Source organism: Haloferax sp. SDI50 (assembly GCF_059802635.1).
Genome location: NZ_JBPULL010000001.1, coordinates 1,914,037 through 1,923,013, shown reverse-complemented (window position 1 = coordinate 1,923,013; position 8,977 = coordinate 1,914,037). Strand labels below are relative to the sequence as shown.

Here is an 8,977-nt window from a genome sequence, read left to right as displayed (position 1 = left end):
GACCCTTCGGACCGCCGAACTTTAACCCGGAGCGACGGTGTTCCCGGTATGGTCACAGACCCGCAGACGGCCTGCTTCGAGGCGGGCATCAAGTTCGGGACGCTCTATCACCAGTTCGCCGGCACGCCGGTTTCGCCCGACAGCGCCCGGAGCCTCGAACGGGCCATGGCCGAGGCCATCGAGAACCAACCGCACTGCGAGTCGGTCTCCGTCCACATTCTCGACGACGCGCTGGACGCCGAACTCGCCGAGTCGACCGCCGACTACACGGAACTCACGGGGCGGTTCATGGAAGTCGAGATGGAAATCGACTACGAGGGCGTCCGCGTCCGGACCGAAATGGAGATGGAAGACGGCTACCCGCTGATGAAACTCGTGTCGGTCGAATGACCCGCCCGCGAAGCGCCGCCCGCGGACTCCTCGTCCGCGACGGCGAACTCCTCACGATTCAGTACCGCACCGACGGCGAGGACTGGTACGTCGCGCCCGGCGGCGGCCAGCAGCGCGGCGAGTCGCTCGCGGAGACGGTCCGCCGGGAAGTGTACGAGGAAACCGGCTACGAGGTCGCCGTCGGGGCGATCGCGTACGTCAGGGATTTCGTGCCCTCGACGCATTACGAAGATAGAGACGACGACGGCCATCAAGTAGACCACTTCTTCTGGTGCGAGCGAGTGGGAGACGAGCCGGACGACCCGACAGAGCGCGATTCGGTCCAGGTCGGCGTTCGGTGGCTCCCGCTCGACGAACTCGACGAGGTCCGGTTCTTCCCCGGTCCGCTCGGTGACCGACTCCGGAACGGCGACCCCGACGAGATGGGCGACGCGCGCGGCGCGGTCTACCTCGGCGACGTGGACTGAGAATCCGCCGGCGACGACTCCGGAGTCGTTCGATTTCACTTTCACTTTCGGGGTCGTTTTTAAACCCCCGCGTGCCGAACGTGTGAGCATGAGTCAAAGTACGCTCGGCGACGACGACCTGTTCGGAGAGGCGGCGGCGGAGATGCGCGCCGACGTCGAAGAGCACCTCGGCGAGGCCCGGTCGGCGCTTCCCGACCCGGACGACGTGTGGGAGGCCGAGGCAGACAACGTCCTCGGCGTCCTCAACGGCCTCCGCTCCTCGCTCGACGTCGAGGGCGCGGCCGAGCACGTCCGACAGGCCAAGAAGTGGTACGTCATCGGCCAGCGCGCCGAGGCGTTCGACGACCCCGAGGACCTCGAAGCGGCCATCGAAGAGCTCGAAGCACTCATCGAGATGGTCGAGGAGGCCCACGAACTCGTCGGGGAACTCACCAACACGATGCCGCAGCTTCGCGGCGCGCTCACCGACGCGGCGGAAGCGGCGGAAGCGGCCGACGCGGACGACGAGGACGAGGAAGAAGAGGAGTAACAGTAGCGCTCCCCCGGCCCGCCGTTGCGAGCCGCTCAGTCGAGTTGCCGGCTTTCGACCGCGTCGAGGAGCGACGCGAGCGAGTCGGCCGCGAGCGATTCCAGTTCCGCGCCGCGTTCGGCGTCACCCTCGGCAGGGTCGCCGACGACGCCGTTATCGGTGAACTCGTCGGAGTCGTGGGCGAGGTTGACGCCCGAGACCCACTCGCCCCAGCGGTCGGACCCGCCCGCGCGGGCCTCGTCGATTCGGTCCTCGCGGACCAGTTCCGGATGCGTGTGGCGGAGGAGTGCGGTTTCTAACGGGCCGCCGTGGCCCATGTCCGAGGAGTGGTTACCGACGGCGTCGAACCACGTGAACGCGACCGCGTAAACGTCGCCCGTCCGCGAGACGCGCCGACAGAGTTCCGCGAGCGCGTCGATGTTGCCGCCGTGGCCGTTGACGACGACGACGCGGTCGAAGCCGTGGTGGGCGAGCGATTCGATGGTCTCGCGGACGTACGCGCGGAAGGTGTCCGGCGAGACCCACAGCGTACCGTCGAAGGCGCGGTGTTCCTCTGCGACGCCGACCGGGATGGTCGGGCCGACGACGGCCTCGCCGTCGAACGCCTCGATACCGGCCTCAGCGACCGATTCGGCGTTGAGCGCGTCGGTGCCGAGCGGCGCGTGCGGGCCGTGCTGTTCCGTGCTTCCGACCGGGAGGAGCGCGAGGTCGGCGTCGAGGTCCGCGATTTCGGTCCAGGTGGCCTCGGAGAGTCGCATGGCGACAGAAGGGACGGCCCCACCCTTAGTGGTGGGCGCTTCGCTCAGTCGTTGCCGGCGTCGACCTCGGCCTGCCGGCGGGCGGCGCGCTCGACGAACTCGTCGGGGAGTTGGTCGATTTCGCCGGCCTGCACACCCCAGAGGTGGGCGTAGAGGCCGTCTTCCGACAGGAGGTCGTCGTGGGTGCCGCGCTCGACGATGCGGCCGTCTTCGAGGACGAGTATCTGTTCTGCGTCCTTGATGGTCGACAGGCGGTGGGCGATGCTGAACGTCGTCCGGTCGGCCGTGAGTTCGTCAAGCGAGCGCTGGATGAGCATCTCCGTCTCGGTGTCCACGTCCGAAGTCGCCTCGTCGAGGACGAGGATATCCGGGTCTTTCAGGATGGCGCGAGCGATGGAGACGCGCTGGCGCTGGCCGCCAGAGAGCTTCACGCCGCGCTCTCCGACTTTGGTGTCGTAGCCGTCGGGGAGGTTCGAGATGAACTCGTGGGCCTCGGCGGCCTTGGCGGCCGCGACGACCGCCTCGTCGTCGGCGTCGAACGTCCCGTAGGTGATGTTGTCGCGGACGGTCCCGTAGAACAGGAACGTCTCTTGGCTGACGTAGGCGATGGACTCCCGGAGGCTGGCGATGGTCACGTCGCGCACGTCTTGGCCGTCGACGCTGACGCGCCCCGCGTCGGGGTCGTACATCCGCATCAGGAGCTTGAGAATCGTCGATTTCCCCGCGCCGGTGGGCCCGACGAGCGCGAGCGTCTCGCCGCCGTCGACCTCGAAGGAGATGTCCTCGACGACGGTCTCGCCGTCGCCGTAGCCGAAGGTCACGTCGTCGTACTCGACGCGGCCCTCGGAGACGGCGAGGTCGGGGGCGTCGGGCTGTTCAGCCAGCCGCGCGGGCTCGTCCATCAGGCCGAAGATGCGGGCGCTGGAGGCGTGGGCGCGCTGGTACATGTTGATAATCTGCCCGAACTGAGCCAGCGGCCAGACAAACTGCTGGGTGAGCAGGATGAACGTGACGAACTCCCCGATTTCGAGGTCGCCGGTGAAGGGGCCGGGGCCCTGCCCGTTGATGACCCACAGGCCGCCGACGACGAAGGTGAGCGAAAAGCCGATACCGGCGAGGATACGGAGCGCGGGGAAGAACTTGATGCGGGTGTTGATGGCGTCCCAGTTGGCGTCGAAGTAGTCCATCGAGACGCCGTCGACGCGGTCGGACTCGTGGGACTCGGCGTTGAACGTCTTGATGACCTGAATGCCGCCGAGGTTGTTCTCCAGCCGGGAGTTGAGTTTGCCGACCGACGAGCGAACGTCGGCGTACTTCGGCTGGATGATGTCCACGAACTTCCACGTGAACAGCGCGATGAGCGGCACCGGCAACAGCGCGACGAGCGCGAGCTGCCAGTTGTACGAGAGGAGGACCACCGCGATGGCGACGACCATCACGAACAGGCGGAAAAAGGAGTTCATCCCGTCGTTGAGGAACCGTTCGAGGCGGTTCACGTCGTTCGAGAGGATGGACATCATCTCGCCGGTCTGCTTGTCAGCGAAGAAGTCCATGTTGAGCAGCTGCATCCGGTCGTAGGTGTCGGTCCGAACGTCGTGTTGAATCTGCTGGGCGTAGGCGTTCCATCCCCAGTTGCGGAGCCAGTGGAACACCGCGCCGGCGGTGAAACTGAACACGATGATGCCGACCGCCAAGAGGAACTGGCCGTCTCTGGTCGTGGGGACGTACGGGGCGATCCACGCCTCGGGGAGGACGGGAAAGCCGGCCGCGAACGACGTCTCCTGCCGGATGATGGCGTCGATGGCGAGGCCGAGGATGACCGGCGGCATGAGGTCGAGCACGCGGGCGGCGACGCTCGCGAGGACGCCCACGACGAACTCGAAGGTGTTCTCGCGGCCGTACTCGGCAAACAACCGCCGCATCGGGTTGTCGACCCGCTCGCGTTGGTCTTCGAACGGGTCGTCGTCGGTTTCAGGGGACACGACAACCGTTCAGGGGGCGCTCGCAGTAAAGTACTCGGGTGCGGGAGGGGTCAGCCGGTAGATTAGCACCGGGCGTTCCGGACCGTATTGCCGCTAGAGCCACCGGATTCGACGACCGGTTGTTGGCTGACGCCGCAGAGGTCGTTCTGGATGAGTCGATTGCGGTGAGAGTCCTCCAGCGTGACGCCGTGGGCCAAGAGGCCGGTCGTCACGACGTTCCTGTGAATCGCGTTACGGTCGCTTCCGACGAGTTCGAAGCCGGCGATGATGATATCGACCTCGTTCTCGACGAAGCGGTTTCGGTGGCTGTCGCGGAGGTTGAACCCGGGGCCCTCCCCGTCGACGAGGTTTCGTTGGAAGCTGTTTTGGGTACTCCCGTACAGCAAGACCTGGATGGTGTCGGTTTTGAACTCGCAGTCGACGAACTCGTTTCGGTGCGAATCCGTGAGCGTGAGCACGACCGGACTAACGAGCGTACACGACTCGAATCGGGTTCGTTCAACCCGGTCGAGAATCACACCATGGACGCTCGGCGTGAAGAAATTCGTGTTCGTCACCGCACAGCGTGAGGAGTCCGCGACAACGAACTGTGGCCTCCAATCGTCCGGATGGCCAACGACTTGCGAGTCCGCTATCCACACCCGGCTCGAATCGGTGATTCGACCGCCCTTCGTCAGCACGATGTCGGTTATCGAGACGCGACTGCCCGAAATCGTCGTCTCACCGACGACTGCGTACCCCCGGCCGTCGATGCGGACGTCGTCGGCGAGAACCTCCAGACAGTCGAGGTTGCCGTCGAGGACGTACCGCCCCGGTTCGGTAACGCTCGCGCATCCCGAAAGCACCACCTCGCCAGTTCTCAGTTGCAACACGCCCGGCGCGAGCGCCGGCAGCGCGGCGAGGCCCAGCCCCCGAAGCGCTCTTCTCCTCGTGAGTCGAGTCGACATGACACCTTCTCAACTACAACACGTCGGCACAAATACAGATATTGTGAAATACATACCAATTACGTATCAGGATTCGTGACGTACTGTCATTCCGACTGGCGGGGTTGAGTGGGGTTTGGACTCGGCGCTCAGACGACTCGGTCTTCGACCTCGGGGTCGATACCGGCCTCGACGAGGTCCTGTCGGACGCGCTCGCGCAGCGGGTCGGGAACCGTGTCGCGGCCGACGGGGACCGCGACCTCGCCGTCGCCTTTCACCTTCCAGTAGAGGACGCAGTCGGACGGTTCGTAGTACTCGATGCTGTAAGCGTCGTCAGCCCCGCGGTAGTGGACTCGCGCGGCGAACTCCTCGGCGCGCCAGCCTTCGAGTTCGGAGAGCGCCGCGACGTGTGCTGTCATGGTCGGGTCAACGGTCGCCGGCCCTTCGGGCGTTTCGCTTCTACTCGACTTCGACCCGGTCGCCCGACTCGATGCCAGTCTCGTTCGTGTAGCCGTAGGGGAGTTCGAGGACGTACCTCCCGGTTCCGCGGTAGCGGGTGCGGTCGGACTCGCTCGTCCCCTCGGGGTCGAGTTCGGCGTGGTGGATGCGCGTGATGGTGCCGTTTTCGGCGACGAAGACGATGTCCAGCGGGAAGTCCATGTCGCGCATCACGTAGGCGTAGGTGCCAGGCGAGTCGTGGACGAACCACATCCCCTCGTTTTCGGCGAGCGATTCGGTGTCGCTCAGGCCGGTAAAGCGCTTGGCGCGGGTGTCGGCGACGCGGGCGTCCACGGTCGCCAGCGTCTCGCCGCTCTCGTCGTCGACGACGGTGAGCGTGGTCCGTTCGTAGCCGTCGGTCGAGCCGGGGACGACCGCGGGGTTGGTGAGATACGCGATGCTCGCGACCGCGACGACGACCGCGACGACGAGCAGGGCGGTCCGCGCACGAGAGGTCATTGCCGGACGTGACGGCCGCCGCGCGTCTAAGGATTCCGGGGACCGGTCGAAACGAAAACCGTTATGAGCGCGAACCGGTTCGATTGAGGTGCAGGGCTCGTGGTCTAGTTGGTTATGACGCGGCCTTTACAAGGCTGAGGTCGGTGGTTCGAATCCGCCCGAGCCCATCAGATTTTGTGACGAACCGAACGGTGAGTCACAAATCTGTTCCGTGAGGGCGGGAGAACCTTACGGCAACCGAGCGGAGCGAAGTTGACGGAGTGGTTCGAATCCGCCCGAGCCCACTAATTCTGTGCGAGCGACAGCGAGCACGAATTCGTGAACCGAGGGCGATTCGAATCAGGGAACGAACGGAGTGAGCGACCGAGGTTCGAATCCGCCCGGGCAACCAAGCCGCCGACTCACACGCTCCGTTGCATCACGAGCAGCGACATCGGGACGCTGGCGGCGACGAGACCGAACGCGCCGCCGACGAGCGGGTCGACGCCCAGCGACGGGCCGAGGAGGTAGCCGCCGACGAACCCGACCGGGTCGAGCACCAACGCGAGGATGACGAGCTGTACTGCGAAGTTCTTCGACGTGAACCAGCGGGGGAGTAGTGACACGGTAGTCGAAACGTGTCTTCCACCTGCTATTTAGTTCCGTGTGGTCGCAGTCGAGCCACGAGGACACGAACCCTTTTAGGCCGAGTCGCGCCCACCACCGAGTAGTGAACCCAATCGCGCGACTCCGCGAGAATCCGCGGCGGGCGGCCGTCGCCCTCGGGTACGCGCTCGTCGTCCTCGCGGTGTCGGTCGTTCCGACGCCACCGGGGAGCCTCGCACCGATGGGACCGCTCGGAGTCGTCGGCCTCGACAAATGGGTCCACGCGGCCGGGTACGCTGGTCTCGGATTCGCCTTCGCGTCAGCGGTGCGCGCGACAGGACGCGACGAGGTCGCGGCGGCCGTCCTCGCCGCCGGCGCGTTCGGAGCGGGTATCGAACTCGTGCAGGCGGTGCTCCCGTATCGGTCGTTCGGCGTCGCTGACGCGGGGGCGAACCTCGTCGGCGCGGTCCTCGGCGGGGTCGTCTGGGTCGCGGCCGTTCGGGTCGCGGGCGCTCGGGGGTAGGGTTATCTCACCCCCTCGCCAAGGGGGCACGGACGGTGAAGGCAATGGGCACGAGACGACTCATCCGGGCACTCGGTCTCGCGGGAATCGGCGTCGTCGGGACGTACCTCCTCGCGGTTCGGCCGTGGCACAGACGCTGGGGGACGACCGACGACGAGGCGACGGGCTGGCTCCCCGGCGACGACTTCGTCGGCGACGCGGACGTTTCTTCGACGCGGGCGATTACGATTACGGCCCCCACGCGGGCGGTCTGGCCGTGGCTCGTCCAGTTGGGGCAGGGCCGCGGCGGTTTTTACAGCTACGAGCGACTGGAGAACCTGTTCGGCTTGCAGATTCATAACGCGGACCGAATCCTCCCGCAACACCAACGGCTCGACGCGGGCGACGAGATACGGCTCGGCCCGCCGGGGTCGGGCGCGCCGTCGTTCCGGGTCGCCTTCGTGGACACCGAGCGCTGCCTCGTGTTGAGCGCGCCGGGGTGGGAGACCGGCGAGAGCCGGGCGACGTGGAGCTTCGCGCTGCACGAGGTGGCACCCGGTGCGACGCGGCTGGTCGTCAGATTCCGCGGGCGGTCGGAGACGCTCCGCGAGCGCGTCGTGAATCGGTTAGTCGTCGAGCCGGTCCAGTTCGCCATGGAGCGGAAGATGCTCAAAGGGATTCGTTTGCGGGCGGAGCGGGCGCGGGCGAGCGCGACGGGCGGTCGGCACCGCTGACCCAGCGCCGACGGGCGATTCGAAAGTCTTTTTGATGCGGTCCGGCTTCGGGAGAGTGCGAGCCGCCTTAGCTCAGACTGGGAGAGCACTCGACTGAAGATCGAGCTGTCCCCGGTTCAAATCCGGGAGGCGGCATATTCTGAGATTCTAAGCGGAGCGAAGAATCGAAGAAACGACGCCGGACTGATTTGAACCCAAGAAGTCGAACGGAGTGAGTCTTCTTTCGGTTCAAATCCGGGAGGCGGCATTTTTCTGTACCTGACCACCGAGCGAAGCGAGCGTGGCAGGTACTGTAACTGCGACCCGACCGGATTCTGAACCAGCGAGCAACTCGGAGAGTTGCGAGTGAGGTTCAAATCCGGGAGGCGGGGAGCGAAATAGAACGTCGGGGCCGAGAGTCACCTCCGAAAAACGACAACCAAATTCCCAACGACGCAATACGAACGACGCGGAATCTGGACGTTTCAACCACGGAGAGTCGTCTATACCGCACTACGGGAAGCCGAGGCGTGCTTCAGAAGACTTATCAGCGTGAGGTCGTTGGATTCAAAGGCAATGGCGAAAGGTAAGGTCGACTTCTTCAACGACACTGGCGGCTACGGTTTCATCTCTACTGACGACGCGGACGACGACGTGTTCTTCCACATGGAAGATGTTGGCGGTCCGGACCTCGAAGAGGGTCAGGAAATCGAGTTCGACATCGAGCAGGCCCCCAAGGGCCCGCGCGCGACGAACGTCACCCGCCTCTAAGCAGGCTTCCGTTCACCGCAGTACATTCACAGACTGACGAACTTCCTCCGTTTTTCACGACCGCGAGCGGCGGCGCTCGGTGGCGAGTCGTCGACTGAGCGAGCGATACCCACACATGCGGAAAGGTTATCCGTCCGCAGGGTCGTTGTACAGTCGCAATGGCGAAAGGTAAGGTCGACTTCTTCAACGACACTGGCGGCTACGGTTTCATCTCTACTGACGACGCGGACGACGACGTGTTCTTCCACATGGAAGATGTTGGCGGTCCGGACCTCGAAGAGGGTCAGGAAGTGGAGTTCGACATCGAACAGGCCCCCAAGGGCCCGCGCGCGACGAACGTCACGCGCCTGTAATTCGGTTTCCGAATTCAGTACCGGACGAATCGATTTCTGAGCGT

General features: G+C 65.2%; 13 protein-coding genes and 2 tRNA genes. 9 read left to right on the top strand and 6 right to left on the bottom strand.

Annotation, left to right across the window (positions count from 1 at the left end; genetic code table 11):
- Positions 1-48 precede the first annotated feature (48 nt).
- From ACSR87_RS10135 to ACSR87_RS10125, 3 genes are all read left to right on the top strand, one after another.
- Positions 49-390 (top strand): dihydroneopterin aldolase family protein, encoded by a 342-nt coding sequence (locus tag ACSR87_RS10135; protein ID WP_008577201.1) that lies wholly within the window; start codon positions 49-51, stop codon positions 388-390.
- Positions 387-857: an NUDIX domain-containing protein gene (locus tag ACSR87_RS10130; protein WP_498530371.1), complete on the top strand. Its 471-nt coding sequence runs from the start codon at positions 387-389 to the stop codon at positions 855-857. The genes ACSR87_RS10135 and ACSR87_RS10130 overlap by 4 nt, the downstream gene beginning before the upstream one ends.
- A gap of 88 nt (positions 858-945) precedes the next feature.
- On the top strand, positions 946-1,386 hold the full coding sequence (locus ACSR87_RS10125) for a DUF5790 family protein (RefSeq protein ID WP_498530370.1): 441 nt from the start codon (positions 946-948) through the stop codon (positions 1,384-1,386).
- A gap of 35 nt (positions 1,387-1,421) precedes the next feature.
- On the opposite strand, the gene ACSR87_RS10120 is transcribed toward ACSR87_RS10125, so the two are convergent.
- The 5 genes from ACSR87_RS10120 to ACSR87_RS10100 all read right to left on the bottom strand — a co-directional run bounded on the left by ACSR87_RS10120 (position 1,422) and on the right by ACSR87_RS10100 (position 6,009).
- Positions 1,422-2,144, bottom strand: a complete 723-nt coding sequence (locus tag ACSR87_RS10120; protein WP_498530369.1) for a creatininase family protein — start codon at positions 2,142-2,144, stop codon at positions 1,422-1,424.
- Positions 2,145-2,188: 44 nt separating this feature from the next.
- Positions 2,189-4,126 carry an ABC transporter ATP-binding protein gene (locus ACSR87_RS10115; RefSeq protein ID WP_498530368.1) on the bottom strand — a complete coding sequence of 646 codons (1,938 nt, stop codon included), beginning with the start codon at positions 4,124-4,126 and terminating at the stop codon, positions 2,189-2,191.
- A gap of 62 nt (positions 4,127-4,188) precedes the next feature.
- The gene (locus ACSR87_RS10110; protein WP_498530367.1) at positions 4,189-5,073 is read right to left on the bottom strand and encodes a NosD domain-containing protein; all 885 of its coding nucleotides are present in this window, start codon (positions 5,071-5,073) and stop codon (positions 4,189-4,191) included.
- Positions 5,074-5,201: 128 nt separating this feature from the next.
- The gene (locus ACSR87_RS10105; protein ID WP_007274880.1) at positions 5,202-5,471 is read right to left on the bottom strand and encodes a DUF7538 family protein; all 270 of its coding nucleotides are present in this window, start codon (positions 5,469-5,471) and stop codon (positions 5,202-5,204) included.
- Positions 5,472-5,511: 40 nt separating this feature from the next.
- Positions 5,512-6,009: a DUF192 domain-containing protein gene (locus ACSR87_RS10100; protein ID WP_498530366.1), complete on the bottom strand. Its 498-nt coding sequence runs from the start codon at positions 6,007-6,009 to the stop codon at positions 5,512-5,514.
- Positions 6,010-6,102: 93 nt separating this feature from the next.
- Here ACSR87_RS10100 and ACSR87_RS10095 point away from each other — a divergent pair.
- Positions 6,103-6,176: transfer RNA gene (locus ACSR87_RS10095), tRNA-Val, on the top strand.
- A 234-nt stretch (positions 6,177-6,410) separates the two neighbouring features.
- Here the strand turns inward: ACSR87_RS10095 and ACSR87_RS10090 are convergent.
- Entirely contained in the window at positions 6,411-6,614 is a 204-nt protein-coding gene (locus ACSR87_RS10090) for a DUF8141 family membrane protein (RefSeq protein WP_004044421.1), read from the bottom strand.
- Positions 6,615-6,718: 104 nt separating this feature from the next.
- Between ACSR87_RS10090 and ACSR87_RS10085 the strand changes: the two genes are divergently transcribed.
- The 5 genes from ACSR87_RS10085 to ACSR87_RS10065 all read left to right on the top strand — a co-directional run bounded on the left by ACSR87_RS10085 (position 6,719) and on the right by ACSR87_RS10065 (position 8,933).
- Positions 6,719-7,117, top strand: a complete 399-nt coding sequence (locus ACSR87_RS10085; RefSeq protein WP_498530365.1) for a VanZ family protein — start codon at positions 6,719-6,721, stop codon at positions 7,115-7,117.
- 44 nt (positions 7,118-7,161) lie between these two features.
- Complete coding sequence (locus ACSR87_RS10080; protein WP_498530364.1) at positions 7,162-7,830, top strand: hypothetical protein; 669 nt, start codon at positions 7,162-7,164, stop codon at positions 7,828-7,830.
- 61 nt (positions 7,831-7,891) lie between these two features.
- Positions 7,892-7,965, top strand: a tRNA-Phe gene (locus tag ACSR87_RS10075).
- A gap of 420 nt (positions 7,966-8,385) precedes the next feature.
- Positions 8,386-8,580 (top strand): cold-shock protein, encoded by a 195-nt coding sequence (locus ACSR87_RS10070; protein ID WP_004057907.1) that lies wholly within the window; start codon positions 8,386-8,388, stop codon positions 8,578-8,580.
- A gap of 158 nt (positions 8,581-8,738) precedes the next feature.
- On the top strand, positions 8,739-8,933 hold the full coding sequence (locus tag ACSR87_RS10065) for a cold-shock protein (RefSeq protein WP_004057909.1): 195 nt from the start codon (positions 8,739-8,741) through the stop codon (positions 8,931-8,933).
- The last annotated feature ends 44 nt before the right edge of the window (positions 8,934-8,977 follow it).